This is a genomic window from Nitrososphaerota archaeon, assembly GCA_027887005.1.
Lineage (GTDB): Archaea > Thermoproteota > Nitrososphaeria > Nitrososphaerales > Gagatemarchaeaceae > UBA183.
Genome location: JAPCJI010000003.1, coordinates 1 through 24,930 on the forward strand (window position 1 = coordinate 1; position 24,930 = coordinate 24,930).

At 59.0% G+C, this 24,930-nt stretch carries 29 protein-coding genes; 14 read left to right on the forward strand and 15 right to left on the reverse strand.

Translation table 11 applies throughout. The annotated features are described in order from the left end of the window. Positions 1–252 precede the first annotated feature (252 nt). Positions 253–714, forward strand: a complete 462-nt coding sequence (locus OK438_03380; GenBank protein ID MDA4124474.1) for a PaaI family thioesterase — start codon at positions 253–255, stop codon at positions 712–714. A gap of 24 nt (positions 715–738) precedes the next feature. Here OK438_03380 and OK438_03385 read toward each other — a convergent pair whose 3' ends face one another. Then, on the reverse strand, positions 739–1,308 hold the full coding sequence (locus tag OK438_03385; GenBank protein MDA4124475.1) for a hypothetical protein: 570 nt from the start codon (positions 1,306–1,308) through the stop codon (positions 739–741). A gap of 116 nt (positions 1,309–1,424) precedes the next feature. Here OK438_03385 and OK438_03390 point away from each other — a divergent pair, with 116 nt between their 5' ends. Continuing rightward, the gene (locus tag OK438_03390; protein MDA4124476.1) at positions 1,425–2,831 is read left to right on the forward strand and encodes an amidase; all 1,407 of its coding nucleotides are present in this window, start codon (positions 1,425–1,427) and stop codon (positions 2,829–2,831) included. Between the two features lie 68 nt (positions 2,832–2,899). Continuing rightward, positions 2,900–3,271, forward strand: coding sequence for a hypothetical protein (locus OK438_03395; protein MDA4124477.1), 372 nt, complete (start codon positions 2,900–2,902; stop codon positions 3,269–3,271). Here OK438_03395 and OK438_03400 read toward each other — a convergent pair. Genes OK438_03400 through moaC form a run of 4 tightly spaced genes read right to left on the reverse strand, consistent with a single transcriptional unit; the run spans position 3,264 to position 6,424 of the window. Beyond that, positions 3,264–4,541: a dihydroorotase family protein gene (locus OK438_03400; GenBank protein MDA4124478.1), complete on the reverse strand. Its 1,278-nt coding sequence runs from the start codon at positions 4,539–4,541 to the stop codon at positions 3,264–3,266. The two genes, OK438_03395 and OK438_03400, sit on opposite strands and share 8 nt — an antisense overlap. A 5-nt stretch (positions 4,542–4,546) precedes the next feature. After that, positions 4,547–5,455, reverse strand: a complete 909-nt coding sequence (locus OK438_03405) for a sulfite exporter TauE/SafE family protein (GenBank protein ID MDA4124479.1) — start codon at positions 5,453–5,455, stop codon at positions 4,547–4,549. Beyond that, entirely contained in the window at positions 5,427–5,993 is a 567-nt protein-coding gene (locus tag OK438_03410) for a MogA/MoaB family molybdenum cofactor biosynthesis protein (GenBank protein ID MDA4124480.1), read from the reverse strand. The genes OK438_03405 and OK438_03410 overlap by 29 nt, the downstream gene beginning before the upstream one ends. Further along, positions 5,990–6,424, reverse strand: a complete 435-nt coding sequence (gene moaC / locus OK438_03415) for a cyclic pyranopterin monophosphate synthase MoaC (protein ID MDA4124481.1) — start codon at positions 6,422–6,424, stop codon at positions 5,990–5,992. The genes OK438_03410 and moaC overlap by 4 nt, the downstream gene beginning before the upstream one ends. A gap of 91 nt (positions 6,425–6,515) precedes the next feature. Here moaC and moaA point away from each other — a divergent pair, with 91 nt between their 5' ends. The 3 genes from moaA to OK438_03430 are packed head-to-tail and all read left to right on the forward strand — an operon-like array spanning position 6,516 to position 8,262. After that, positions 6,516–7,541 carry a GTP 3',8-cyclase MoaA gene (gene moaA, locus OK438_03420; protein MDA4124482.1) on the forward strand — a complete coding sequence of 342 codons (1,026 nt, stop codon included), beginning with the start codon at positions 6,516–6,518 and terminating at the stop codon, positions 7,539–7,541. A 4-nt stretch (positions 7,542–7,545) separates the two neighbouring features. Continuing rightward, positions 7,546–7,794, forward strand: coding sequence for a MoaD/ThiS family protein (locus tag OK438_03425; GenBank protein MDA4124483.1), 249 nt, complete (start codon positions 7,546–7,548; stop codon positions 7,792–7,794). Further along, positions 7,795–8,262 (forward strand): molybdenum cofactor biosynthesis protein MoaE, encoded by a 468-nt coding sequence (locus OK438_03430; GenBank protein ID MDA4124484.1) that lies wholly within the window; start codon positions 7,795–7,797, stop codon positions 8,260–8,262. Here OK438_03430 and OK438_03435 read toward each other — a convergent pair. The 3 genes from OK438_03435 to OK438_03445 are packed head-to-tail and all read right to left on the reverse strand — an operon-like array spanning position 8,237 to position 9,395. After that, positions 8,237–8,401 carry a hypothetical protein gene (locus OK438_03435; GenBank protein MDA4124485.1) on the reverse strand — a complete coding sequence of 55 codons (165 nt, stop codon included), beginning with the start codon at positions 8,399–8,401 and terminating at the stop codon, positions 8,237–8,239. The genes OK438_03430 and OK438_03435 overlap by 26 nt on opposite strands. Before the next feature lie 15 nt (positions 8,402–8,416). Continuing rightward, on the reverse strand, positions 8,417–8,539 hold the full coding sequence (locus OK438_03440) for a hypothetical protein (protein MDA4124486.1): 123 nt from the start codon (positions 8,537–8,539) through the stop codon (positions 8,417–8,419). 1 nt (position 8,540) lies between these two features. Further along, a complete protein-coding gene (locus OK438_03445; protein MDA4124487.1) occupies positions 8,541–9,395 on the reverse strand; it encodes an XdhC family protein in 855 nt (284 codons plus the stop codon). Positions 9,396–9,457: 62 nt separating this feature from the next. On the opposite strand from OK438_03445, the gene OK438_03450 reads away from it, so the two are divergent. Beyond that, positions 9,458–10,048, forward strand: coding sequence for a nucleotidyltransferase family protein (locus tag OK438_03450; GenBank protein ID MDA4124488.1), 591 nt, complete (start codon positions 9,458–9,460; stop codon positions 10,046–10,048). Positions 10,049–10,051: 3 nt separating this feature from the next. Here the strand turns inward: OK438_03450 and OK438_03455 are convergent, their stop codons facing one another. Further along, positions 10,052–11,329, reverse strand: a complete 1,278-nt coding sequence (locus OK438_03455) for a molybdopterin molybdotransferase MoeA (protein ID MDA4124489.1) — start codon at positions 11,327–11,329, stop codon at positions 10,052–10,054. A gap of 137 nt (positions 11,330–11,466) precedes the next feature. On the opposite strand from OK438_03455, the gene OK438_03460 reads away from it, so the two are divergent. Further along, complete coding sequence (locus OK438_03460) at positions 11,467–11,976, forward strand: OsmC family protein (GenBank protein ID MDA4124490.1); 510 nt, start codon at positions 11,467–11,469, stop codon at positions 11,974–11,976. Positions 11,977–11,982: 6 nt separating this feature from the next. Here OK438_03460 and OK438_03465 read toward each other — a convergent pair whose 3' ends face one another. Then, positions 11,983–13,227: an amidohydrolase family protein gene (locus OK438_03465; protein ID MDA4124491.1), complete on the reverse strand. Its 1,245-nt coding sequence runs from the start codon at positions 13,225–13,227 to the stop codon at positions 11,983–11,985. A gap of 26 nt (positions 13,228–13,253) precedes the next feature. After that, positions 13,254–14,348, reverse strand: coding sequence for a YncE family protein (locus tag OK438_03470; GenBank protein ID MDA4124492.1), 1,095 nt, complete (start codon positions 14,346–14,348; stop codon positions 13,254–13,256). Positions 14,349–14,505: 157 nt separating this feature from the next. On the opposite strand from OK438_03470, the gene OK438_03475 reads away from it, so the two are divergent. Both OK438_03475 and mce read left to right on the forward strand, forming a co-directional pair. Further along, on the forward strand, positions 14,506–16,080 hold the full coding sequence (locus OK438_03475; GenBank protein ID MDA4124493.1) for a methylmalonyl-CoA mutase family protein: 1,575 nt from the start codon (positions 14,506–14,508) through the stop codon (positions 16,078–16,080). A gap of 10 nt (positions 16,081–16,090) precedes the next feature. Continuing rightward, positions 16,091–16,492: a methylmalonyl-CoA epimerase gene (gene mce / locus OK438_03480; protein MDA4124494.1), complete on the forward strand. Its 402-nt coding sequence runs from the start codon at positions 16,091–16,093 to the stop codon at positions 16,490–16,492. Positions 16,493–16,502: 10 nt separating this feature from the next. Here the strand turns inward: mce and OK438_03485 are convergent, their stop codons facing one another. The 3 genes from OK438_03485 to OK438_03495 all read right to left on the reverse strand — a co-directional run bounded on the left by OK438_03485 (position 16,503) and on the right by OK438_03495 (position 19,530). Further along, positions 16,503–17,876 (reverse strand): hypothetical protein, encoded by a 1,374-nt coding sequence (locus tag OK438_03485; GenBank protein MDA4124495.1) that lies wholly within the window; start codon positions 17,874–17,876, stop codon positions 16,503–16,505. An 11-nt stretch (positions 17,877–17,887) separates the two neighbouring features. After that, the gene (locus OK438_03490; GenBank protein ID MDA4124496.1) at positions 17,888–18,688 is read right to left on the reverse strand and encodes a cyclase family protein; all 801 of its coding nucleotides are present in this window, start codon (positions 18,686–18,688) and stop codon (positions 17,888–17,890) included. 113 nt (positions 18,689–18,801) lie between these two features. After that, positions 18,802–19,530 carry an N-acetyltransferase gene (locus OK438_03495; protein MDA4124497.1) on the reverse strand — a complete coding sequence of 243 codons (729 nt, stop codon included), beginning with the start codon at positions 19,528–19,530 and terminating at the stop codon, positions 18,802–18,804. Positions 19,531–19,679: 149 nt separating this feature from the next. Here OK438_03495 and OK438_03500 point away from each other — a divergent pair, with 149 nt between their 5' ends. From OK438_03500 to OK438_03515, 4 genes are all read left to right on the forward strand, one after another. After that, positions 19,680–20,117 carry an SRPBCC domain-containing protein gene (locus OK438_03500; protein MDA4124498.1) on the forward strand — a complete coding sequence of 146 codons (438 nt, stop codon included), beginning with the start codon at positions 19,680–19,682 and terminating at the stop codon, positions 20,115–20,117. Positions 20,118–20,171: 54 nt separating this feature from the next. Further along, a complete protein-coding gene (locus OK438_03505) occupies positions 20,172–21,386 on the forward strand; it encodes a BMP family ABC transporter substrate-binding protein (protein MDA4124499.1) in 1,215 nt (404 codons plus the stop codon). A 73-nt stretch (positions 21,387–21,459) separates the two neighbouring features. After that, positions 21,460–22,434, forward strand: coding sequence for an ABC transporter permease (locus OK438_03510; GenBank protein MDA4124500.1), 975 nt, complete (start codon positions 21,460–21,462; stop codon positions 22,432–22,434). Then, complete coding sequence (locus tag OK438_03515) at positions 22,431–23,369, forward strand: ABC transporter permease (GenBank protein ID MDA4124501.1); 939 nt, start codon at positions 22,431–22,433, stop codon at positions 23,367–23,369. The genes OK438_03510 and OK438_03515 overlap by 4 nt, the downstream gene beginning before the upstream one ends. Here the strand turns inward: OK438_03515 and OK438_03520 are convergent. Then, positions 23,366–24,907, reverse strand: coding sequence for an ABC transporter ATP-binding protein (locus OK438_03520; GenBank protein ID MDA4124502.1), 1,542 nt, complete (start codon positions 24,905–24,907; stop codon positions 23,366–23,368). The genes OK438_03515 and OK438_03520 overlap by 4 nt on opposite strands. Positions 24,908–24,930: the final 23 nt, after the last annotated feature.

Consider the following 24,930-nt stretch of genomic DNA (forward strand, 5'->3'; position numbering starts at 1 on the left):
ACGAGCAATTTAGAATCCTGCACGGTCCTGTCTGCGGTTTGCGTGGCTACTATCTGTGCCATTCTCTCACTTGGATATTCGGGCTTTCGAATATGCTAATAAGACGAGGAGACAATTCTCATAGTTGGGAAAGCATGCGGGGATCCATGACCCAGGCTGGCGCGCTGACCGCAGCCCGAGACCCTGGACCGCAAGCGATATTATCGCGGTAAACCCCTCGTCACACGTCTGTCAGGGATTCGATTGGACTCTTTGGAGAACCTCCAAGACAAGTATGCGCCGAACAGCATCTGCTTTGGATGCGGGCCCAAGAACCCCAAGGGGCTTCACATCAAGACTGTACCCAATGGCGAGGAGCTGGTCGCAGAATGGAAGCCAGAGCCGCATCACGCGGCGTTCTCAGACTTCGCCAGCGGGGGCATCATCTCCGTTCTTCTCGATTGCCTCGGTAATTGGACAGCGACCTACACTCTCATGACTTCGAGAGGCCTCAAGGCCCCTCCAGGAACCGTGACCGCTGAGTACACCGTCCGCTTCCTGAGCCCGACGCCCATGAACGAGAAGTGGCACCTGAAGGCCTGGCCCACCAAGGTGGCCGGGGACAAGGTCTACGTCGCAGGGAAGGTCGAGGCCGCTGGCAGGACGACTGCCACGATGACCGGGCTCTTTGTTGGGGTGAAGGAGGACCATCCCGCCTTCCACCGATGGCAATGAGTCGAGCTCGTTCCCCTCAGCCCCCTAGACCGACCAATCATCCGACGGGTCCAGCTTCTCACGCCTGTCTAGGACGTAGGTCGCAAGGAGAACGATTCCCCCTGCCAGGAGCACGTAGGGGCCCACGGAGGGGTCGACGGAGAAGTGCGGGGCCGCGGTGGTCGTGATTCCTGCCTGCTTGTTCGCGATGATTTCCCAGGCTTCGAGCCTAGTCACTACCTGATTGCCTATCAGAGCCAATCCACCCGCCCACAGAGAGCCGCTGGCGGCCGCAAGCACCCCCGCGACGACCACAAGCCTCAGCTTCACGAAAGCCAGGATGGCCGCGAATACCGCCACAGGAAACATCAGGATCCCCGGTGAGAGGACCCCTGGCGGAGTGACAGACGGCAGCAATACCAGGACAAGTTCGCCCCCGAGTGACAGGTTGTCCGGGGGGCAGTGGCAGACGCCGTAGACCGAGCCCAACTGACCGTAGATGTCGAGCCCCGAGAAGACGGCCGAACTGTCTCCCGTCACCTCGAGCCACGGGATGCCTGTCGAGAGAAAGATCATGAAGACACCCACAGCGGACATCGTCCGGACTGAGACCAACCGTCTCCGAGTCCTGGTGGGCTTAGATATAGATGCAGCCAGCCCCGTGAGAAACCCAGGTCGAAACCCCTCTGCCGGACTCACACTGATAAGGGGTTCACCTGCCCTCTTCGCCCATGACGACCCTGAGGACCGCGAAGGAAATCTCAGACGCCTACGAATCCGGTTCCGCCTCCCCAGTCGGGCTCACAACAGCCTACCTGCAAAGGGCCGAGAAGGTGAACGAGGGTCTGAACTGCTTCATCACCATCCTGGGAGACTCTGCCCTCGCTGCAGCAAAGGCTTCGGAGCTCCGCGCACGCGAGAAGCGGCGACTTGGCCCCCTGGACGGGGTGCCCATAGTGATCAAGGACCTGATCTACATCGAAGGGGTGAAGTGCACGGCTGGCTCAAAGATACTGGCGAAGAACGTCGCGCCCTACGACTCCACGGTGGCACAGAAGCTGAAGGCTGCAGGAGCCGTGATCCTCGGAACCACCAACCTCCACGAGTTCGCCTCGGGCGTGACCGGCGAGAATCCCCACTTCGGCGCGGTCCGCAATCCCTGGGACACTGAGAGGATGGCCGGAGGTTCGAGCAGCGGGTCGGCGGCTGCAGTCGCAGCGGGATTGGCCCCCCTTGGCCTCGGGACGGACACTGCCGGGTCCGTGCGGATCCCCGCTGCCCTCTGCGGCGTGCTCGGCCTGAAGCCCACCTACGGCAGGATCAGCAGGCTTGGGGTCATCCCACTGGCGCCCTCCTTCGACACTGTCGGCACCCTCGCATCGAGTGCCTGGGACACTGCTGCCCTTCTTCAGGTTCTTGCCGGGCATGGCCAGGAGGACCTCACCACTGTATCGGCCGAGGTCCCGGACTACTTGAAAGACCTGGACGCTCCACTGGGGCACCCCAGGGTCGGCGTCCCCAGGCGGTTCTTCCACGACCAGATAGACCCGGCCGTGGAGGAGAAGTTCAACGGTTTCTTGGAGCGTCTGTCCGAACTCGGGTGCGAGGTGAAAGAGTCGAACCTGGACGGTGCGGAGGAGGCCTACAAACTATGGCTCCCCATCAGGAAGGCCGAGGCAACGGCATTCCACCTGAGTTGGCTCGAGGCCCACCCTGGGTTGTATGGCGAGGATACCAGGAGGCTGCTCGAAGAGGGGAAGAACGTCTCCGGCGTGGACTACGTGAGCGCCCAGAACGCGAGGCCGACGTTGATGGAGAGGTTCATTTCTTCCATGAAAGAAGTCGACCTCGTCGCCGTTCCAACGACCTGCGTTCCCGCGCCCCTGCTCGGCCACTCGTCCGTGATGGCCGGTGCGAAGGAGATGGACGTCCGAACGGCCCTCCTCAGGCTCACCCTTCCGTTCAACACCGTCGGATTCCCCGCAATCTCGGTGGCGGCCGGCCTCTCCGACGGCCTCCCCGTGGGCGTACAGTTGGCCGCAAAGCCCTTCGACGAATCCGTCCTTCTGAGAGTCGTCAACGCGTTCGAAGGCCGCTTCGGTCCCTTTCCCGCCCCTCCCTCGAGCTGGCAGCCTTAGACGCTCTCTCAGGACCGATATCAACGCATAATAATCGGGGTTGAGAAAGAAAGGGTGAGCAGATTTCATTGAGACTTGGTTGGGGAGGCGGGGTAATCGTCTCCATCCTTGTCGCTGCAGCGGCTTTCTTTTTCGGCCTAGTCAATGGGACCTACGCGGTTTCCTATGCGCTTCTCTTCGTCGGCGTCTGGACCATCATCAGCGCGTTCTTCTTCGTTGACATCAAGGACAGGCACTACTATGCAGGCTGGGGGGTGGTGATGGCCGCGCTCTCTACTTTCGCCTACCTCTACTACACCTACACCATTGGCCTTCTGCTGGTTGCGATGGTCATCCTCATCCTGTTGTACATCTACGCAGGGCGCACCGCAAAGAACGTCACCGCAGCCATGAGTCCTACCTCGTCCCCTGGCGGAACACCCGCTACAAAACCTAGCTGACCAGCTCGTAGTCGTCCAAAAGAACCTCGCCCCCTCTTATGGTCCATCTGACCCTCCCTGGGAACTCAATCCCTTCGTAGGGCGACCATCCGCATTTGCTGCGGACCTCCTCAGCGGTCACCTTCTCGGGGGAGCTTATGTCAAGGATGGCGAAGTCAGCCCTGAGCCCCTCCTCTATCCGCCCCCTGTCCGTGAGGCCCGAGTAGGATGCCGGCTTCCGTGACGTCGCCCGCGCAATCGCCGCAGGCTCGGTCCCTGCCGTCCTGATCAACCAGGAAACTATGTGCCCGTAATCGTCCAGGCCGGGGACCCCGCTCATCCCCCCGGACGTCTTCTCCGCCTTGGAGTGTGGGGCATGGTCCGTGACAAGAAATGAGACCTTCCCGTTGCGGAGCCCCTCGACCAGGGACATTCTATCCGATTCATCCCGGAGCGGTGGATTGGTCTTCAGGAGTGGATTATCCAGCATCGCCTTCCTGTTGAAGTAGAGATGGTGGAGGGCCGCTTCGCATTCCAGTCGCAATCCTTCAGACCTCGCCGATTCTACCAGGGAAATCGTCTCCGATGTCGAGGCATGGCAGACGTTTGCATGCAGGCCTTTGGCTCCACGGAGCGCCTCAACCACCTTCGTGACCGACTCGATCTCGGCCTGGGGAGGGCGAATGTCGCAGTGGACGTCTGGCCTCCGCTTCCCTTCGAGCTTGCTCGCACACCCGTCAATCACCGTCTGGTCTTCGCAGTGGAGACTCACTGGCTTCCTCGTCCTGGCGATCAGGCCGAACGCTTTCCCTAGCTCTTCAGATGGAAATGTCAGCTCTCCCGTGGTCCTGGCGAGGTAGATCTTGTATCCTACCACTCCATCCTTGATCGTTTCCACGGACCCCAGGCTCTCGCTAGTCACCCCACCGTAGAACCGGACGTCGACACGAGCCTTGGACTGGGCGAGCTTCCTCTTCTCGTCCAGTGCTTCCCGGGTGGTCGTCGGGGTGGGGTTGTTCGGCATGTCCACCACCGTCGTCACCCCGCCGTGAATTGCAGCCTCGGAGCCAGTCCTGAAATCCTCCTTGTTCTCCCACCCCGGTTCCCTCATGTGGACGTGGACGTCGATGAATCCTGGGAAGATCAGGGATCGCCCCGCGCTGATTCTGCGCCTGCCAACTAACCCCTGTTTCCTGATTTCAGAAATCCGGCCCTTGCTCACCCCGACCTCGAGAGAGCTAAGTCCTTCCGGGCCCACGACCGTGCCCTGAATCACTAGGTCGTGTTCCAATGGCCCTACACTTTTCCATCGGGGAGAGGCATCTCCTCTTGCCTTTTCGTGTCGTCCCCAACCCTCCCACCCCGGACCACCTCCCAGGAGAGGGCGGCTACAGTGTAGGTGAGAATCAGCGCGAACAGGATTTCAATGTAGGTCGCCGGTATTCTCACGACCAAAAAGCCACTTAGGACCGCGCCTGCGACCGACGGGGTTCCAAGGATCGCTGCCCCCCTAATGCTCCTCCGGGTGAAGGTGCTTTGACGCCTGTGTTTCCAAATCCCGACCACCATCGTGGGGAGGCTCACCAGCTGGCTCACCGTCCCAGCTACCTTGATCGGGAAGCCCAGTAGGTAGGTGAGGATCGGAATCCTATACTCTCCTCCAGCTACACCCACGGAGCCGCTGACAACGCCCACGGCGAAGCCGGTCGTCAAGGAGAGCGCGAGTTCGAGGGAAAGGGCTGGGGCCCCACTCCCGCTCGCAGGGAAGAGGAGCCCGTACACCACCCTGGCAACTACGAGGCTCAACACTAGGGAGATGAAGGCCTTGAGGGCCCGCTTGGACACCCTTTGGCTCATCACCGCCCCTGCATAGGCTCCTGGGAGCGATCCAGCCACCATTGCAACGGAGACAACCGCGGCATCCCCGGACCACAGCCCGGCGTTCGCCCGGACGGCGAGGTTGAAGGAGGAAGTTGCGAGACTGATGAGAAGGTTGACGACAATCATCTCCTCCAAACTCAAACGAAGGTAGTAGAGGATGAAGGGAATCCGCGGTTCGGCTCCACCGAGGCCAATGAGCCCGGCGAGGAACCCGGTGAGTGATCCGTAGACCACCGACGCAACCCTTCCGGTGAGGGTCTCGAGCCTATCAGCTTGAGGCTCCTTTCCTGCTGGCTCACTTACGATTTGAACGCACACCGCCATGTTTCATCGGTCCCCCCTCCCTCGCCACGGCAATCACATGGGGGAACTCCGAGAGGAAATTCTTGAGAGCTGTGTCCACAGCGTCAGGGGAACCGGGCAGACAGACGATGAGCTTGCCCCTGGCCGTGCCAGCGGTTGCCCTGGTGAGCATCGCAGCGCTCCCAATCCTGCCGAAGCTGATGCTCCTCAACAGTTCCCCGAAGCCCACCAGTTCCTTGTCGAAGAAAGGAGCCACGCTTTCGACTGTGACATCACGCGGGGACACCCCCGTTCCTCCGACAAGGAGCAAGACGTCCCCCTTGCTTCGGAGGAATCCCCTCACAGCTGAACGAATCATCCTGCGGTCGTCGGAGATGAGCTTCCTCCCCAGGACCCTGTGGGACTCCTCCGAGATCCTCAGCTCAGCCATGTCCCCCGACTCGTCCGCGTACTGTGACCCTTCCTTCATCTTCGCAAACCTACTGGTGCTGACGGTGACCAGGTAGAACGAGAGCGTGCCCTTCCCCCTGGCCCTGTGTGCCCTGGGCGGATTGGTCACTTCGCCTTCCTCAGCACTTGCACATCATGGATTCGCGTCGTGGGGTACTGTCCCTTCTTGTCCTTCTCGTAGGCCTTGACAACGTCCCAGACGTTTAGGAGGGCTACCAGGAGCCCCGTCAGCGCTTCCATCTCCACGCCTGTCTTCTCCGTTGCGGACACGGTAACAGAAACCTCCACGCCTGACGGCCCCAACGAAGCCTCTACAGTGGTACCCTCGATTCTCAGCGGGTGACAGAGGAGGACGAGTTCTGGCGTCATCTTCGCTGCCATGATCCCTGTGATCTTCGCAAGCGACAACGGGTCGCCCTTCTCGATGCGACCCCTGCGGATGAGGTCTACGGTCTTGCGCGTGAGCCGGATTCGCCCTACCGCGGTCGCCGTCCTTGCCGAGACAAGCTTCCTGGAAATGTCGACCTGCCTGTAACCCACGACAGCCGCGTCGCGCCAGCCGTGATATGAGGTTACCCTGAACCTCCTCGAAGGAAGCTTATTACCACGCATACGCCTGAATCCGAGGTAATTGGATTCCGGTCAGTCCGTATCGCTCCCTGAAGGAAAGTTGCTGGACAAGAAGGGCAGGGTGGCGGGGAAACTCCGGATCTCGGTGACCGACCGGTGCAACTTTGCCTGCCTGTTCTGCATGCCGGACAAGGGATCCATCCGCTGGCTGCCCAGCGAGGACATACTCTCGTTCGAGGAGATCGAGCGCGTCGCCAGGGTCCTGGTCTCGCTCGGAATCAACAGGGTCCGAGTCACCGGAGGTGAGCCGCTCCTCAGAAAGGGGGTCGAAGGGCTCGTCGCCAGGCTCGCGCGCATAGAAGGACTCGACTCGGTCGACATGACCACGAACGGCTGGTTCCTTGCTGAGAAGGCCCAGGCGCTGAAGGCCGCAGGCCTGCGCGGAGTCACAGTCAGCCTGCACAGCCTCAGGGAGGACCGCTTCGCAAAGATCTCGGGAGCCAACGCCCTCCCGCGGGTCCTGCAGGGGATCTCCGAGGCCGTCCGTGCGGGCCTGAGGCCTCTGAAAATCAACGCGGTCGCAATCCGTGGCTACAACGACGACGAGATCCTCGAGCTAGTCGAGTTCGCCCGGGAGAGGAACATGTCAATAAGGTTCATCGAGTTCATGCCCCTCGACGGCCTGGGAATCTGGGGTCCAGAGAAGATTGTGAGCGGGGAGGAGATACTAGAAAAGGTCGCCTCCAAGTTCCCCTTGGTCCCAAGGGGGAGGAGCAAAGGAGAGACCGCCTCGGTCTGGCAGTTCGAAGACGGCAGGGGAGAACTGGGAGTCATCACTCCCATGAGCGCTCCCTTCTGCGACGACTGCGACAGGCTTCGCCTCACCTCCGACGGGAAGCTGCTTTCGTGCCTCTTCGACACCGAGTATCACGACCTGAAACCGATAGTTCGAAACGGGGGGTCAGACGCCCAACTCGCTTCCTTCCTCAAGCAGGCGGTCTGGAGGAAGCCCGACGGGGTAGGGTACATGCCATGGATAAAGGAAGGCTGGGAAAACCCCCGGAACATGAACGCGATAGGTGGGTAATGCAGTGGCTCGCATCAGGGTCATCTACTTCGCACAGGCCCGAGAGGCTGCTGGGAAGCATAGCGAGGTCGTCGACTTCGCCGGGACGCCGAGGGTAAGCGAAGCCCTCTTGCTCGTCTACGCGATTCATCCGGGCCTCAGGACGCTTCAGAAGGTGGTGAAGGTCGCAGTGAACGCCGAGGTCACCTTGGAGGACCCCTACCTCCAGGATGGGGACCGCGTTGCTCTCCTTCCCCCCGTGGTGGGTGGTTGATTGACTAGCCTGAAATCAGGCATCACGAAGAAGCCGATCGACCCAGCGAAAGTCCTCGAATCAGTCCGGGACGACTCGGCCGGCGGATCCGTCATTTTTCTGGGCACTGTCAGGAAGAGCAACCGGGGAAGGCATGTGATGGCCCTGGAATACGAGACCTACCGTTCGATGGCAGACCATCGGATTCTGCAGCTCGAGAAGGAGGTGCGCAAGAGGTGGCGCATCAAGGAGATACGGCTCGTCCATCGGGAGGGCACTCTAAACGTTGGCGAAGTGAGCGTTGCCGTGGCGGTCTCAGCAGCCCACAGAGCCCAGGCCTTCGAGGCTGCGAGGTTCGCGATCGAAAGCATCAAGAAATCCCTCCCGATCTGGAAGCGCGAAACTCTGAAGGGGGGAAGACGGGTCTGGGTCGAAGGAAGACCCATTCGACCGATGGTCGGTCCTAGGGCTCGTTCAGGAACCTCTTGATTCCTATACCGAACATGATCATCGCCAGCCAGAACCCTACGAAGAGAGCGACCAGGGCGTAGCTGCTGCCCAAGTTCAAGACCGTCAGACTTCCAGCGATGACGGTCGCGACGATCAGATTAGAGACCCCCCAAATCAAATTCGTCCGCGGCGACTACCTCTGCCCGAAGGGGCTTCTGAAGACCTTCCCAGCGGCGCCAAAGACAAAATGAGGGACGCCGTTTCCAAAGAGGAACCCTGTCACGAGGTACGAGATTGGGAAAGACAGGAGTACCAAACTATGCGCCCAGGGGCTTTCGTTCTAGGCCGCCCTTCTGGGGGAGCTTCCTCCCGTGTCTCGTTGCAACTACATCTGCAATAATGCTGAGGGCGATCTCTGCCGAGGTGATGCCTCCCAGGTCAGCTCCAGCTGGAGCCCTGATTGATCCGATGAATTCTTCACTCACCCCTCTCTTCCTCAAGCCTTCGATGTCCTCCTGGGCCCGCATCCTGCTCGCGACCAGGCCGACGTACCTCGGCCGGAACTTGGAAAGCGCCACCAGGACCTCTTGGTCCCGCTCCCCCTTGGTCAGAACTATCACCGAATCCGCTTCGCCCACTCCGAGCTCCGAAAGATCGTAGTCGCTCCGGCTGATCAGCTCGTCCGGCTCTTCGGTCAGGAGGGGAGCATGGTCCACCACAATCACCTCGAAGTCCAAGGTCTTTCCCAGTTTCACGAGTTCATTCTCCACGTCGTCCTTCCCGCCCTGGCCGACGATGAAGAGTCTCTGTTGCGGCAGGTATGGCTCAACATAGACCTCCATCACCCCCCCGCAGTTGGTCTCTACGTGCACTTCGTCGTCAGTCTGACTCCTGATAGTCGCTTCGACCGCTTTTTCGACGCTCTCGAGGTACACCGTGATCACTTTCGGTGTGCCCGTACTTATGGCCGTCCTCATCGCGTTCGCGATCGCAGACTCCGGGCACGCCCCTCCTAGGGACCCATACAGCGTCTCCCCGTCCTTTGAAATCAAGGCCTTGAATCCTGGCTTTCCGAGGCTTGACCCCTCAATCCTGACCACCGTCGCCAGGACGAAGGGTTCCCTATGTGATATCAGGCCGCTCAGCACCCTTGCGAACTCCCCCTGGTTCAAGGAAGGGTTTTCTCCCTGTCTTGCTTATTTATCCTTGGCCTCCCCTTGAGACGAATGAAGCAATGATATCGGCGGTGGTACTCGGTGCGGGAAGTTCGACACGATTCGGAGAGCCGAAACAGCTCCTGAAGGTTGGCAGTGAGACGATGCTGGAAACAATCGTCCGTCGCTTCCTCGAATCGCGGGTCGACGAAGTCGTCCTTGTCCTGGGGTTCCGCGCCGATGAGATCCTGAAGGATTCCAAGTTCGGCCGCGCACGGATTGTATTGAACCCCGCCTACGAGCAGGGCCTTGGATCCTCCCTTCGGGTGGGGATCGACGTTGTGGACCCCAGGGCTTCTGCCGCTGTCGTCGCCCTCGGCGACCAGCCCCTCGTCTCCGTAACCACGATAGATTCCATGCTCCAGAGATATTCCGAGACCAGGGGGCTCATAGTTGCACCCTACTTCCAGAGACGACGGGGGAACCCGGTTCTTTTCGACAGGAGGCTCTTTCCCGAACTCCGAAGAATCGGAGGAGACAGCGGGGCGAAGGGGCTGATCGAGCGCATGCAGAAAGAAGTCGTGAAGGTCCAGGTGGACGACATCGGTGTTGTGGCGGACGTCGACACAAAGGAAGACCTCCTCCGCCTCAGAGACAGGTTCGAAAAGTGACGCCTATCCTTCCTCGAGGAATCCTCCCTTGAGATAGGAGAATCCCGGCAGAAGCCTGACCTCCACATCAGCTCCTGCACGGAGGCTGACAGTGCGCTCAGGGACTAGCACAAAGCCGTTGGACTCAACAAGGATGCTCATCGACTCCGTGTCCCTGACCATGGGCTTCGCCACGAACACCTTCCCCCTTCTCCTGAGGCTGACGTACATGACCTTCGTGAAGTGCTGAAACCTCTTCCTGGCCTTCCATCCGGTCTCCAGCCTGGCGACAACGCTCGGTTCTCTGGCCCTTCTACTCCCGGCCAGTCTTGAAATCAAGGGAAGTGCTAGCAGGACGAACGCGTTCATGGCACCCTGGACTGGTCCTGGGAGCATGACCACAGGTTTGCCTCTGGCCTCTGCTAATCCTGCGACCCTCCCTCTGTCCATTCCGATCCCGTGGATCATCTCCTCTCCCTTAGCCACGCGCCGCAGCGCCTTCTCCACGAGGTCCCTTTCGCCCACCGAGGTCCCTCCAAGAGTCAGCACCAGGTCGGAATTCCTGAGGGCAAGTTCCAGAGCAGATGCAATCCTGCCAACATCGTCAGGAACAATCCCGAAGACCACCGGCTCCCCGCCGTTTTCCCTTATCAGGTTCTCGAAGATCGGCGTATGGCTTTCCCTCACCCTCGAGGGGTCGTCGGGACCGAAGGCGGAGACCAGCTCACTCCCCGTCGCGATCAGTGCGACCCGAGGCCTCGCCCATACAGCGATCGTCTTCACTCCCAGTAGAGCCAGGAGGCCAATCTCTTGAGCCCTAATTGTTCTCCCGCGTCTCACCAGGATGTCTCCCTTCCTGACATCCGACCCGGCCTCGAAGCAGTGGTTGCCACGCCTACTCTTGGCAGTGAAGATGACTCTGCTTCCGACCATCTTGACCTCCTCTACGGGGACCACCGTGTCAGCGCCGAGTGGAAGCAGGCCCCCGGTGACCACGCTCGCCGTCTGACCGGACGAAACTCTGATCGCCCTCCTGTGACCTGTGCCCCTGGTTGGCTTCAGACTGAGGGCTTTGGGCGTGCGAGGCGAGGCTCCTCTGAGGTCTGAAGCCAGGGCCGCGTAACCATCCATGTGCGAACGCGTCCGATCGGGGACATCCGAAGGCGACGACACATCATCCGCTGCGACCCTGCCGTATGCATCCTTGACTCCTATTTCCTCCCTTCTGGACCGGTCCCGAGAGAGCCGCTCGACGGTTTCCAGGGCCCGGCCCAATGGCACGTAATCCCTGAACCCACGCACCAAGTTGAATCCATTCCCTCTTGTTTCATTATATCCTTTCTCGAATGGGCGGAGAACGTCCTGACGACCCTCAGAAACGGATGGAATCGACTTCGGCCGGTGAAATCCTAAATAGAATCGGCCTAGCCGAACGGACGTTGACAGCGGACGAGCGCCTTATTGATACGATAAAGGAGCACGTGAGGAAGCGCCACGAGGCCTCCGACAAGGAATTCCTCTTCGGGGCCGAGCGCGTCGATCTCAGGCGGGTCGACCATCTGAAGATGGAGGCCCGAAAGCGAGACTTCGTGTTTATCGTCGACGAGCCGGCAGAGAGAGGCGGCACCGACCAGGGGCCGAACCCGCTGGCCTATTTCTTGGCTGGGGCAGCATCCTGCCTGATGAACCAGTATTCCACTGCGGCGATTGCAAAGGGAATCTCCCTCGATGACTTGCAGATGACTGCCCGCGGCCATTTCGACAGGAGAATCGGAGGTGCGTTTGACGAGATGATCTACGACGTCAGGGTATCCAGCAATGCTCCAAGGGATGCAATCGTGGAGCTTGCGAAAGAGGCCCAGGACATGTGCTACGCTCACAACACTCTCCGGAAGGCCGGCCTCACCCTGAAAACTAACCTCTATCTCAACGGGGACCTTCTGGACTAGCGCCGATCAGAGGTAGAGCTTGCGCTCCGCCTTGGTCTCAGCGACGAGCTTCCCTCGGTGTATGACCGCCAGTCTTGCCGGCTGCATCCTGAGGGCTTCATGGACTGAGGTCGAATCCAGAAGCACAAGGTCCGCCTCATCCCCCACCTGCATCCCGTACCCGGATAGGCGCATCCCCTTCGCCGGATTGGTGGTTATCATGTCGTAGGCCTTTTCGAGGTCTTCTGGGGTGCTCAGCTGCGCCGCGTGGGCCATAATCAGAGCCAGCTCCAGCATGTCTCCTCTGCCGAACGGGTAGTAGGGGTCGTCGATGTCGTCCTGACCGATGGCTACATTGACGCCTCCCTCAAGGAACTCCCGGACTCTCGTAACTCCTCTTCTCACCGGATGTTCGTCAGTCCTACCGTACATGAAGAGGCTGACGTGCGAATTCTCAACAACGGTTGCTCCTGCTTCCTTCGCCAGTCCAACGACCCGCCTCGCGTAGGCCGCGTCCGGCGAGTCCAGGGCTCCCCTGCAGTGCGAGGCCGCCACCCGTCCCTTGAAGCCCTCCCTGATCGTCTTCGAAAGCAGGTATTCTATGTTCTTCGAACCTGGGTCGGATGTGTCGTCTATCAGCGCATGTACATCCTTGCCGTGCCGCTTCGCCAGGTCGAATACGAAGTCAGTGTGATGCTCCGATGCCTCTCTTGTGCTCTCGTACCAGGGGATTCCCCCGACCACGTCCGCTCCGAGTTCGAGGGCCTGCTCGAGCAGCTCCTCGGTCCCTGCATCTCTAAGGATTCCCTCCTGTGGAAAGGCCACGACCTGCAGGTCGATCGCCTCTTTGAATGTGGCCTTGACTCGGAGCAGGCTCTTCACTGCTAGGAGCCCTCCGACCGTATCCACGTCTGCAAACGCCCTTACTGCGGTTGTGCCGGCTAGGATTGATGACTTCACCGCTTCACTGGCCCTGGAGACTATGTCGTCCTGTGTGAATCTCTCCTTGACCCTCGTCGCCCTGGGAATCACGTCAGGAGACCCCACGTTCGGCCCAGCTCCGACGTCGGCCCAGGCCCCTGTCAGGCACTTGTCCAGGTGACAGTGGATGTTCACGTACCCCGGGGTCAGAAGCCTTCCGTTAGCGGGCAGTTCGAGCTCGGCCGAACCGGAAACCCTCTCCTGCACCTCAGAAATCTTTCCGTTCTCGATCCCCACGTCCCAGCGCCCCTTCCTGCCCCTCACCGCTGCCTGCCGGACAATGATGTCCAACGCCACATCCTCTTCCCCCCGAGCAGTTATCTGTCTTGGCTCGAGTTAGGAGGCGCCGCCCTCGAGGCCCTCCGGGCGAGGATCACAGCCACTACTACCCCCACGGCCAGGAGCAAGACAAGCAATGCGTCAGAAACAACCCCGGTCGTCCCACTTTGGGTCAGAGGGAAGACATCTATCTGGTGATAGACCGTGACATAGAGCTCCTGTGTATCCTGGTTCACCGCAAGTTCGTAGGCATCTGAACTCACGCTGAATCTCCCCCTGACCGTATCCCCGGCGCCATCGACCTGAACGATGGTCGTTCCCGGTCCTGTCAGGACATAGACGCGGTCTGCCTTCTGGTCCAGTGCAATGGCAAGAGTGGAGTTGGAGGCCAGGGGTGCCACTGTCACACTCCCCAAGAAGCGGTTGGTCGAGGTATCGACGACGTCTATCGAGTTGATTCCCGTGGTGGAATAGAGCTTCCCCGTGTTCGAGTTCAAAACGATCTGCGCCGGATAGGAAAGGGCGGGAAGCTCTATGGTCGTCACCGGGGCTAGTCCATCGGCCCTCAATACCGATATCGAATCAGAAAGGTAGTCGGCGACATAGAGCTCTCCGCTTTTCTGGTCAAGCGCCATTCCCTCGGCCCCGTTCCCCACCGTGGCGCTCGCAAGGATCCTCCCCGACAGGGGGTCGACCTCGAAGACCTTGTTCAGGCCGTTGGAAACGAAGAGACTCCGGGAAGCGCTGTCGTATAGGACATAGAAGACCTGCACTCCTAGGAAGATGTTCCTTGCGAACTCCTGGGTCCTCCCGTCGAAGACCTCGATCGAGTTGTACCCTGCCACGTATACGTCTCCGCTCGATTCGTCGATTGTCATTTCTCCCGACGTGACATTCAAGGGGAGCACCCTCTCCACCAGGTGGGTCGAGACGTTGACTATCCCGAAAGAGTAGCCGGTCGGAGGGTAGATCCCCGACATGCCGTCGACGTAGAGAATCCCTCTGGCGGGGTCGACCGTCATCGAACGGGGCCAGGAACGGCCGTAGTCGATGGTGGAATCTGCTTTCTGGCCCGAGGCGGTAGCAGCCGATAGCAGGAGGACAAGGAGAAGCAATAGGGCTGCAGACTTCAAGGCCAGCCTCCCCACCCCAGACTAGCGCCCTAAACCTTCTGCCCAGGTCAGACCTGCACGCACGACTCCCAGGCGCCACTGGGACCCCGAATCGGTAAGGAACCAAGTTTAACAATGCGACCCTGAGTTTGGCAAGATAGAGGCGGCAGCGCTCAAAATGGACTCTTCGGAGCACAAGACCCTGTCGGGCATCGAGGTCTCGCCCGTCTACACAGCGGACGAGGGCCCGCCCATGGAAGAAGTTCCAGGCGAGTTCCCCTACACCAGGGGCATCCATCCCGAAATGTACCGGAAGAGGCTCTGGACGATGAGGGAGTACTCCGGCTTTGGTACCTCGTCGGAGACGAACAAGCGTCTCCGATACATGCTCGGCCAAGGTCAGACGGGCCTGAGCCTGGCCTTCGACCTTCCAACTCAGCTCGGTTTTGACTCAGACAACCCGCGCGCCCTTGGTGAGATAGGGAGGGTCGGAGTGGCGGTGAGCCTGCTGGACGACATGCGGGAGATTTTCGCTGGGGTAGACCTGGGGAAGGTGAGCACTTCCATGACGATTAACGCCACTGCTCCTGTCCTCTTCTCGATGTACGTGGCGATAGCGGAGGAATCTGGCGTGCCCAAGAACGAAATTAGGGGAACCGTCCAGAACGACATACTGAAGGAGTATCTGGCCCGGAACACCTACATCTACCCGCCAGCCTTCTCGTTGTCGCTCGCCATAGACTTGGTGGAGTTCTCGGTGAAGAACTATCCGAAGTGGCATCCCATCAGCATAAGCGGCTACCACATCCGGGAAGCTGGTTCCACCGCGGTCCAGGAGCTCGCCTTCACCTTCGCTGACGCCATGACCTACACCCGTGCAGCTCTGGAGAGAGGACTGGACTTCGACCAGTTCGCACCACACCTCTCGTTCTTCTTCGCATGCAACAACGACTTCATGGAAGAAGTCGCGAAGTTCCGGGCGGCAAGGCGAATCTGGGCAAAGATAGCGCGGCAGGATTTCGGGGCGAAGGACGAGGAATCTATGAAACTCAGGTTCCACACACAGACGGCGGGCGAAACTCTCACAGCCCAGGACCCCATCAACAACGTCGTGAGGATCTCGATACAAGCTCTCGCCGCCGTGCTGGGCGGAACCCAATCACTCCACACCAACTCAATGGACGAGGCCCTTTCGCTCCCCTCAGAGGAATCTGCCAGACTGGCCCTCAGGACCCAACAGCTCATCGCCCACGAATCGGGTGTGACGCTGACCACGGACCCGCTCGGCGGCTCCTACTACCTCGAGTACCTGACAGACAAGCTCGAGAAACTGGCGTTCGAAGAGATAAGGAGAATCGAGAAGATCGGAGGGATGTTGAAGGCCATCGAGAGCGGATACGTCAAGCGGGAGATCGTAAATGCGGCCTATGACAAGCAGCTCCAGATTGAAAGTAAACGGCGGATTGTCGTCGGCGTCAACGCTTTCCAGCCCGCCCGTAGGGGGCGTACCAAGGTCCAGCTCCTTCCCGAAAGGATCCAAGAGCAGAGGACGCGGAAGCTGAAGAGGCTGAAGAAGACCAGGGACGGTGGAACAGTCCAGGAGAAACTCGAGCGCCTGAAGAGTTCAGCCCAGGAGGGCGAGAACCTCCTTCCCGCTGTCGCTGAGGCGGTGCGGGCCAGGTGCACCGTAGGCGAGATCAGCGACGCCCTGCGATTGGTCTACGGCGTCTACAAGGCGTCCGCGGCCTTCTAGGTGGTCCGGTTTGAAGTTCGATCATGTTGCCGTTGCGGTCAAGAGCATCGACGAGACACTCGCCATTTACCAAAGGATGGGGGACTTCGAAGTCAGGAGGACAGAGGTGGCAGGTCAGAAGGTGAAGATCGCCATCCTGAAGGCCGGGAGCGTTAGCCTTGAGCTCCTTGAGCCCCTCAGCGATGAAAGCAGCGTGGCGAAGTTCCTAAGGGAAAAGGGAGAGGGGCTGCATCATGTGGCTTACTCGGTCGAGGACATCGAAGCCAGCATGAAGGAACTGGCAGCGAAGGGGTTCCGCTTCCTCTACGAAAAGCCGGCGGACGGAAAGTTCGGCAGCAAGATCAACTTCATGCACCCTAGGGACAGCGGACACGTCCTGGTCGAGCTGACGCAGAACAGCGCGGACGAATGAGACGAACCGTTCACTTCGCGTCGGACGCCCGGAAGGCTGCCACCAGCTTCGCCCTGGTATCCGCCGGGTCTATGATCTCGTCGATGTATCCCAGCCTGACCCCTATGGACGGGTCCATCTGCTTCAGGAACTCCAGTGACACCCTTTCGAGCTCCTTCGTCCTTTGCTCACCCTCAAGGGCCTCGAGTTTTCTCTTCTGGAAGATCTCAAGGAACGCCGGGAGACCCATTACCGAGATCCTCGCTCCGGGGTAGGCGAAGACCTTCTTCGCTCCCAGAGCCTTGCTCGCAAAACCCACGAAGACGCCTCCGTAGGCTTCCCCCGAAACGACTGTGACCTTCGGGCATCGGTCGGATGCGTATTCCCTGACTGCCTCCCCGCTCAACGCAATCAGGCCGGCCCTCTCCTGTTCTGCTGAGGGGTAGAATCCAGGGCTGTCGAGGAAGGTGACTAGAGGGACGGCCAGGGAGTTGCACATGGAGACGAACTTGGAGACTTTCTTGCATGAGTTGTTGTCCATGAACCCCCTGAGGGCCTTCCGGTTCGATGCGACTACCCCGACAGTCCTTCCCTCGAGCCGGGCGAGGCCCGTAGTCACGCTGGGCGCGAAGCCGCTCCTGAACTCCAGGAACGACGCCGCGTCGAAGGTTCCCTCGATGATGCCCAGCGGGTCTTCGGTTTTGACCGTGGCCCGTGGCATGACCGGATTCCCTTGCCTCGACGCGAAGAAACCGACGACCCGTTTCACAAGCTCCAGACTTTCCTTCTCGCCCTCAGCCGCCAGAGACGCGGTCCCGTTGGCCACCTGCACATCCGCCCCTCCCAGTTCTTCCATGCCAACCTCCGCCCCGGTCTCAGCCTTCACGACTCCAGGGCCCCAGACGAACATCCTGCTCAATCCCCTCGTCACTACGAGGACGTCGCCCATGTAGGCAGAGTAGGTTGCTGCCCCCGTGGTAGTCCCCATCACAGCGTTGACCACCGGCACCGCGTCCTTCGCCTTCATCAGCTGTCCTAGGAGAGCGCTCGCCTCCTCGAGGGAGTTCCCCCCTTCCTGGACCCTGACGCCCCCCGAGTCGTAGAGGCCGATGACCGGCAGACCCCTGTCCGTGGCGATGGCGACGAGTTTCTCGAGCCTCTTCGTGTGCTTTAGGCCCATGGACCCGCCCTTGTAGGAGGGCTCCTGGGCGAATATTGCGACCTCGTTCCCTCCCACGCGTGCCGTCCCAGCTATCACGCCGTCATCTTGGGCTATCGCTTCAGCGGACACTCCGTCCCTGAGGTCCACCGCGCTTCCGTCAACATCGAAGATCCTGCCGTCCTCGATCAACGAAAGAAGCCAACCCACCGAGGGGGGCTGAACTGTTACCATCCGGCTCTGCACCGACCCCGCTCCTAGGTGAAGGCTACGACCCTGGCGAAGGCAGCCTCCCCGCCCTTGAACAGGAACGGGAAGCAGCCGATCGTAGTGCGGACAGCCTTCTTGCCTCCGAGGACCTGTTCGATCTGACCGCCCAGGTTCTCGATGTGGATGCAGTCCTGAGGGAAGAGGACGTTGTGAGTGACCTGATAGTCTTCAGCCGGGAAGAGCTTGGGCAGGTTCTCAGCCCCGTATTTCTTGGCGGCGAAGGCGCTGACCTTCTCACTGACCCTGGGAAGGAACCGCCCGATGGGGAGGTTCATCGGATGGTCAGTGGAGACTGCGTCCACTCCCCAGATGTGAATCTTCTTCCTGAGCAGGTAGTCGCAGAAGGCCCTCGTGGGTCCTGGGTGCATGTGAGTGTACCTCTCTTCGTCGGCCGTCCCCTTGGGCTTGGGGGGTTGGTACCAAGCGAACTTGCTCCAGCCTGTGTACAGCAACAGGAGGTCGCCGTCCTTGACCCCGCCCGCTTCCTTCGCGTTCCTCTCGACGATTTCCTCGGTATAGATTCCGAGGTCACCCACCTCGCTCACGTCGACGATAATGCCGGGACCGTACAACCATTCGAGGGGTATCTGATCGATGGTCTTCCCGTTCGTCACGAAGTGCAGGGGCGCGTCGAGGTGGGTCCCCATGTGCATCGACGTCATGATGTACATCGCGTTGACGCCGTGCTCCACCTTCCTTTTGATGAACTTCACTTCGAAAGGCGGATAGAGAGGCCAGAAAGGCGTCTCCTGATTCAGGGGCTGTGACAGATCATAAAGCTTGGTCATCGCTTCTTCGCGCCCGCCAAGCGCTATAAAAGATAGGGGTCGTTTCTCACAAGTAGTAATCTGGCGATGTAGGAGGCTACGAACCCCTAACGCTGTTTGTCCCAGACGGGTGGCTAGACTTCCACTTCTGCGGGCACCACGACCTTCTCCGCCGAGGCGAGGAGGTCCGCAGGAGCAGGTCGGATCACAAGCCTGTCCTTAAGCATGGGCTTGGCGAACCTGTCCCAGTCCTCCTTCGTGGTGAAGAAGATCCTGGACCCCCCTAGCTCATGCTGCATCTGTGGATACGGCTTCTGGTACTGAGCGTACTTGATTCCCCAGTATCGGAACCCAGTGTAGCTCTCATAGGTTGCCCACCATTCCTTCATGTTCATCAGGTCGAAGGCATACTCCGCCTTGGCGGCATACATTGTGGCACCAATGCCCGCCCTCCTCTTGAAGGTGAGAGTGTGGAGGCTGATGGCGACGTCGTTGTCCCAGAGCCTGAAGTTGCCTATCGCCGCGAGCTCCCCGTTGATCACCCCAATCAGCGACACATGGTCTTTCATCCTGTTCCTGTACCACCCAAGGAACTCCGCGTAGACTCTCGCCGACACTATGTCATAGAAGTCGGTGTCCCGGTCGAAGAACTTCAGGGCGGTCTTCATCACGATGGGGGCCTCCTCCTTCCTCGCTCTGCGGATCAGCATCTTCTCGCCATTGGGCAGGTTGACATAGCCCGGCGGGTACTCGATTTTCAGGAGGGGCGACTCGAACCCGCGCAGTATTGGTTCTATGTCTTCGACATTGATCTTGACTTCCTTGAGGGTGACGTTCTCAGGCGGCGACCAGTCCATGGACATGACCATCCGCGATTGACATTGTCGCTATAAGTCTGTCCCCTAACCAGATTCCCCAGATTCCTCTTTCGACGAAAAGGGGCCACCTAATGGGTTTGGGAAATGGCCCGGTCAACCAATCCTTAAATCGCCTTGCTGGGAGAATTTCGAACATGCTACTGCAAGGAAAGTTTAGGTTGTCGAGCGACACGGAGAAGGTTTGGAGCTACGTCTCAGACCCAAGCAAGGTGATCGAGTGCGTCCCCGGCCTCCAGAGCTTCACCGTAGGAGAGAACAAACGGATCTCCGCCACCGTCAAGGTCTCAATCGGGTTCATCAGGGGCACCTTCCAGACCACGACGAAGGTCGTGAAGGAAGACCCGGCAACTCATGTAGCCGTCCTGGAACTTTCTGGCTCAGGCGCCGGGAGCGGGTTCAACGCCCTAGTGAACATCGCGATTGCCCCCGTCGCAACCGAATCCGACCTCACCTGGGACGCCAACGTGACCATCAACGGGCCACTGGGGAGCCTCGCCAAACCACTTGTCGAGGGAAATATCAAGAAGATCGTGACTCAGCTCTTCGATTGCGTGAAAGCGAAGCTAAGCTAAACCTAACGGCTAAGCAAGTTACCTTATATAACCAACAAGGCGTTTGTGACTACGATGCAAGGAATGAAAAGAAATGGAATAACTTCGCTCGTAATCTCACTCATCGTCATCATCCTTATCCTAGTCGGCGTCGCAGGATACGCCTTCCTCTATCCCCCTGCTGGCACGACCAGCACGGTCACCAACACAGTCACGACTACGGTGCAAGGCACCGCAGCTGCAAGTGGTCTGGCAGCCCTTAAGGTTGGGCTGATTGAACCTATCACACCCGCAGACAATTCGTGGAACTATCAGGCAGAATCGGAGCTCAAGGTCCTTCAAGCACAGTATGGCTTCACCCTCAGCTTCTCTGAGAACAAGGTTTCAGGAACAGACGCGCAGCCAGTTGCCCAGCAATGGGCGTCTTCAGGCTACGGCGTCATCTTCCTCCAAGGAATCCAGTATCAGGTCATGGCAAGCACAATTGCTCCTCAGTATCCGCACACCCTGTTCGTTTGTGTTGACTGTACAGCAGCCAACTCTTCCAACGTTTACAGAATCTGGCTGGACATCAGCGGCGGGGGCTTCGTCCTCGGTGCGATGGCAGGCATGGTCAGCCATAGCAACAAATTCGGCCTAATCGGCGGCGGCTTCGTACCATCGATTTGGGGTGGACACGAGGGATTCAAAGCCGGTGTTCTTTACACCGACTCCAGCCCTGTGACCTTCTTCAACAAGTTCGAGGCGTTTGCCTGGTCAGACTCAGCCGGGGCTCAAACTGACGCAACCAACGACTACACCAACGGGGCAGACGTCGTATTCTCGTCTGGTGACGGGATCGATGTCGGTGTACTCGGAGCAGCATTGGCACAACCAACAACAAGTCAGGTGTGGGCGACAAATGTCTACACGAACCTGACAGCGATCGCGCCCTCGGACAACAGAATTCTGTTGGGTTCAATCGTCGTCAACTGGGCAACTCTATTCAACAAAGTCTTGATAGACTACGTGACACACAACTGGAACTTCGGATTCCTCACAGCCAACATGCAATCAGGTATTGTACAGGTGCAACCCGGACCAAATCTCCCAGCCAACGTGAAGGCTGCGGGACGTGCTCTGCAGAACGACATTACTCTGGGCTCCATCAACTTGTACTTCAAGACAAACCCTTCAACCGGCAACCCCTTCTGCTTCGACCATACAACTGACGCCAGCTGCGCAGACACCAGTCTTTCGACTGCGGCTGCTCAGTTCAACTACCTGCCACCGGTTTCAAGTCTCCCGTAAGGGTGCGAGCGACATACAGGGCCTTCGATGGCTACGCGTAACGGCGTACAACGCCGCCGCAATTGCGCTCGGCGTGATAGCCGGGCTAGCGGTAGTGGCGTACGCCGGCGGTAACGTCGAGGTCGCCCTGTCCACCCTTTTTCTGAATCCAATAACGACTTCCGGCGGTGTCGAGCAGATCTTCGTCAGGTTTGTAGTCTTTTACACGATGGCCATGGGGATTGGAATTGCACTCAAGGCAGGCCTGTGGAACATCGGAGCCCAAGGTCAACTGATCGTCGGAATGCTCATGGTCTTCGTCGCCTATACCTACATGGCCTTCCTTCCCTGGCCTGTCCTCTACGTTTCAATGATTCTTCTCGCAACCCTGGGCGGTCTCCTCTGGATAGTGGTCCCGGCGGTGCTGAGAATCAAGTTCGGGGCAAACGAAATCGTCGTCACTCTCCTGCTGAACGTGGTCGCTACGAACTTCGGGTACTACATGCTCAACGGACCAATCAAGAGCGCCCAGGCCGTCGGCTATCCGTACACGGCAACGCTCCCAGCGAAGTTCCAGATCCCCCAGATACTGAACGGAGTCCCGATCACCTACGCCGTGCCCTTCACGGTCGCCCTGGGGGTCGTCCTTTACTTCCTGGTCGAAAAGACGTCGTTTAGGCTAAAGGCTGACACCGTCGGTGAAAGTACTGAAACGGCGAAGTACGCTGGGATTAACATCCCCCGTGTAATGGTCATCACGATGTTGTCCGCGGGAGCCCTCGCGGGTTTGGCTGGCGCGACCCTTCAGATGGGCTACCTTTACCACATCGACGCTGGCTCGTTCGGGACGAACTTCGGTTTCATCGCTGTAATCGCTGCGCTGGTGGGACGGAAGCACATGATAGGAATAGGGATTGCTTCACTCTTTTTCGCCTACATGACGATTGGGGCGGAGGCCATGGCGCTCCTGTCAAACGTGACCACTTCCGTCGTCTTCGCAATGGAGGGAGTGATGATGATAGGAATTCTTCTAAGCGCATTCCTGGCTGAAAGGAGAGATAGGACGTGAGCTTCCTCATCGCAGACGTCCTCCAAGGGATCTTCTCCACTGCCCTACTTCTTTCTCCCCTGTACCTTTTCGCCGGAATGGGGGAGATCGTGGCGGAGAAGTCAGGGGTGGCGAACATGGGCATCGAAGGAATCATGCTCATGGCCGCCTTCACAACCTACGCGATCGATGTTACCACTGGCAATCCGTGGCTGGCGATATCGGCTGCCCTGGGCGTTGCCGGACTTATTGGAGGATTCTTCTCCTACCTCGCGGTGCGTCTGCGCCTCGGTCAGATAGTGTTGGGTCTCGCGGTCTACCTCTTCGGGCTCGGCCTGTCCTTCGTTCTGTTCAACAACCTCTCAACCGGTAGGAGCTTGGCCCCATTCACCAACATCCCCAACATCTACATCCCTTACCTGAGCGATATTCCGGTCGTCGGGAGGGTGCTTTTCCAACAGAACATCCTGGTGTATCTCGCAATCGCCCTCGTAATCTTGACCTCCTTATTCCTGAACAGAACCTCCTATGGGCTTAGGGTGAAGGCTGTCGGCGAGAACCCAAAGGCTGCCGACAACATGGGGGTAAACGTCCTGAAGGTCCGGTTCCTTGCAGTCCTCTTCGGTGCCATCCTTGCAGGTCTAGCCGGAGCCTACTTCGAGATCGGTTTCCTTCAAAACTTCCAGTTTGACATTATCGCGGGGAGAGGGTTCATCGCACTCGCCATGATCTACCTGGCAAACTGGGGGCCGTACAAGACCCTCTTCGCCGCAATTTCCTTCAACGTTGTCTACGCGGCCCAATCGGAATACGTGCAACTTTCCGGAATCGCGACTGCTGGGAGTTCCCAGCTCTTCACGATGCTCCCCTACGTCTACCTACTCGCACTTATCCCAATCCTGGGAAGGAGGGCAAGGCCGCCGAAGTACCTGCTGAAGCCCTACAGGAAGGGCTAGGCTAGCTCTTTCGGTCGACTCGTGGTCGTCATCAGGGTCGCGAGTTCGTGGATGTCGGCGTCCTTGGTCTCGACGATCTTTGCAATCCTCCCCTGACTCATCACGGCTATCCTATCACTCATGTCGAGTATCTCGTCCAGGTCGGCCGAAATCATCAGAATCGCCCTGCCAGCCTCTTTCTGCTTCATCAACACGTTCCGGATGTACTCGGCAGACCCTATGTCCAATCCCTTCGTCGGATTGTTGGCCACGATCACCTTGGGGCCCCAGAAGAGCTCCCGGGCAAGGAGGAATTTCTGCTTGTTTCCTCCGCTCAGAGTCCGGAGCTCCGCCATCTCGGAGGAAGCTACCACATTGTATTCTTTTAGGAGCTCTCTCGTTGTCTGACGCAACTTGGACTCGTCGAGGAACATCCCCTTCTTGAATCGGCCTGCCAGGAAAGGCGAGAGGATCAGGTTGTCCTTCAGCGAGAACTCAAAGATGAATCCGGTCTTGTGCTCCTCGCAGACGTGAGCCACCCCTGCCTTCCGCATTTCGTCGGGGGTTTCTCGAGTGACGTCATTCCCCTCGAGGATGATTTTGCCAGAATCTGGCCTACGCATCCCGGTGACGACCTCGTCTAACTCCCTCTGACCGTTCCCTGAAACGCCTGCGACGCCCAGGATTTCACCGGCCCTAAGCTCGAAAGAGGCGTCCCGGACGGCCCGGATCCCGATGTCGTTGTCCGCTGAAACGTTGACGAGTTGCAAGACGGGTTTCCCGATTTGGGTCTGCACCTTTAGGACGTTGTACATTACCTCGCGACCGACGATGAGCATGGCAAGCTGGTCCTGGGTGACCTCGCTCCTGAGCTTGGTCGCAATGACCTTGCCGAGCTTCATCACAGTTATTCTGTCCGCTATCGCCATCACTTCGTCAATCCTGTGTGTGACAAAGACGACTGACCTCCCCTCCCCGACCATTCGCTTGAGACTTGAGAAGAGCTTCTCTGTCTCGATTTCGGTCAGGAAGCTCGTGGGCTCGTCGAGCAGGAGTATGTTCGCTCCGATGAAGAGGCACTTCAGTATCTCAACCCTCTGTCTTTCGCCGACCGAAAGGTTCTCCACCAGCGCCTCAGGGTCGACCTCAAGTCCATAGGTCTCTTCCATTGCCATGAGCTTCTTCTTCAGTTCTCCAAGCTCGAGCATCGGCTTCGTCAGTTCCAGGTCGGTCATCAGGCTCATGTTCTGAAGCACGCTGATGTTGGGAATCAGCATCAGCTCCTGGTGAACCATCCCTATGCCTGCCCCCATGCCGTCCTTCGGGGATGTTAGTCTGACCCGCTGGCCCTTGACTGCTACCTCGCCTCCGTCCGGCTTGTAGTATCCGTAGAGGACGTTGCAGAGCGTCGACTTGCCCGCTCCGTTCTCCCCGAGCAGGGCGTGGATCTCGCCCTTGCGCAGCGTGAAATCAACTGCATTTACTGCGACTAGGCTCCCAAATCTCTTTGTGAGACTCCTGGTCTGGAGGACAGCTTGCCCTTGTGCACCAGCTTCCATGTCGATTCTGCCACTCAGCGTGT

What these genes read in the sequence shown, in the direction of transcription:
- OK438_03520 (MDA4124502.1), bottom strand. Translation starts at nt 24,907, where the DNA reads ATGGAAGCTGGTGCACAAGGGCAAGCTGTCCTCCAGACCAGGAGTCTC.
- OK438_03405 (MDA4124479.1), bottom strand. Translation starts at nt 5,455, where the DNA reads ATGGCGGTGTGCGTTCAAATCGTAAGTGAGCCAGCAGGAAAGGAGCCT.
- OK438_03505 (MDA4124499.1), top strand. Translation starts at nt 20,172, where the DNA reads ATGCAAGGAATGAAAAGAAATGGAATAACTTCGCTCGTAATCTCACTC.
- OK438_03475 (MDA4124493.1), top strand. Translation starts at nt 14,506, where the DNA reads ATGGACTCTTCGGAGCACAAGACCCTGTCGGGCATCGAGGTCTCGCCC.
- OK438_03390 (MDA4124476.1), top strand. Translation starts at nt 1,425, where the DNA reads ATGACGACCCTGAGGACCGCGAAGGAAATCTCAGACGCCTACGAATCC.
- OK438_03495 (MDA4124497.1), bottom strand. Translation starts at nt 19,530, where the DNA reads ATGTCCATGGACTGGTCGCCGCCTGAGAACGTCACCCTCAAGGAAGTC.
- OK438_03450 (MDA4124488.1), top strand. Translation starts at nt 9,458, where the DNA reads ATGATATCGGCGGTGGTACTCGGTGCGGGAAGTTCGACACGATTCGGA.
- OK438_03500 (MDA4124498.1), top strand. Translation starts at nt 19,680, where the DNA reads ATGCTACTGCAAGGAAAGTTTAGGTTGTCGAGCGACACGGAGAAGGTT.
- OK438_03490 (MDA4124496.1), bottom strand. Translation starts at nt 18,688, where the DNA reads ATGACCAAGCTTTATGATCTGTCACAGCCCCTGAATCAGGAGACGCCT.